The 1,034-nt window shown below is 42.6% G+C and carries 1 protein-coding gene; it reads right to left on the minus strand.

Annotated features, from left to right (window positions below; genetic code table 11):
* Nucleotides 1–134: 134 nt before the first annotated feature.
* Entirely contained in the window at nucleotides 135–1,031 is an 897-nt protein-coding gene (locus tag O9334_RS13455) for an RpnC/YadD family protein (RefSeq protein ID WP_288000514.1), read from the minus strand.
* Between the last annotated feature and the right edge of the window lie 3 nt (nucleotides 1,032–1,034).

A 1,034-nucleotide genomic window follows, 5' to 3' on the forward strand; every position in this document is an offset into this window, starting at 1 on the left:
GTTGGGTTCGGGATTGGGGGAAAAAAATAAATCTATCTGTCGGGTTTCGTCGCTGACTTCTTTGCTGATTTCGACGATTCCCAGGGGAGAAAGTAATTGTTCAAGGTAGTTTTTGGCAAATTGGTCATGGGGTTTCATGGAGTTTCTTGAATAGCTTGTCGGACTTGTTCTAAGTCTAAATCCAAAGCTTGAGCGATTTGTTCCACACTTAAACCCAAAGCAAGCAAACGGGGAATAGATTCCAGTTTAGCCTCTAGTTTACCTCGCTCTAGTCCTCGCTCTAGTCCTCGCTCTAGTCCCTGTTCGAGTCCTTGTTCTAGTCCTTGTTCGATTCCTTCCTGTTTAGTTGCTTCCTTCCATTCCTGATAGGTTTGAGATAAGGTCATAAACACCTCTCTATCTTCAGTTTCTAGGATGTTATTTATTTCCATACTAACCCGCCAACTAATTAATAATTCCAGGACATTTTCCCGGAAAGCATTACCTTGAGGTAATTCTAACAATTCTCGCACCGCTTGGTCTTGAGTTTTTCCCCGTCCTAATAATCTTAACCAAAGAGTCTCAGCCGTCACAGGCAATTGATTAATAGCGATAATTGCCGTGCGATAAAGCGAGGGAAGAAAATAGACTCCTTCTGGCCAATCTGGGTCTAATTTTGCCCCAATACTCTCTAAAAGAGTCAGACTAGCGGAAGGGGATAAAATCCACAAACGAGGGGCATTGTCTTCATTGTAACTCTGATTTTCCCGTTTAGCTTGTCTTTGCAGTTCAGCTAAAATCGTCAAAAGTTTTGCTAAACAATTACGAATCTCGCTACGGTTGGGAGGATTGCGATAGGGTTCAATCAGGACAGTATTAAGGACAATTCTGCCTAATAATCCCAGATAATCGGGGTTGGGTTCGGGATTGGGGGAAAAAAATAAATCTATCTGTCGGGTTTCGTCGCTGACTTCTTTGCTGATTTCGACGATTCCCAGGGGAGAAAGTAATTGTTCAAGGTAGTTTTTGGCAAATTGGTCATGGGGTTTCATGGA

The sequence above is a fragment of the Microcystis sp. LE19-8.1F genome (assembly GCF_027531715.1).
In the GTDB taxonomy this organism is placed as follows: domain Bacteria; phylum Cyanobacteriota; class Cyanobacteriia; order Cyanobacteriales; family Microcystaceae; genus Microcystis; species Microcystis wesenbergii_A.

What these genes read in the sequence shown, in the direction of transcription:
- O9334_RS13455 (WP_288000514.1), bottom strand. Translation starts at nt 1,031, where the DNA reads ATGAAACCCCATGACCAATTTGCCAAAAACTACCTTGAACAATTACTT.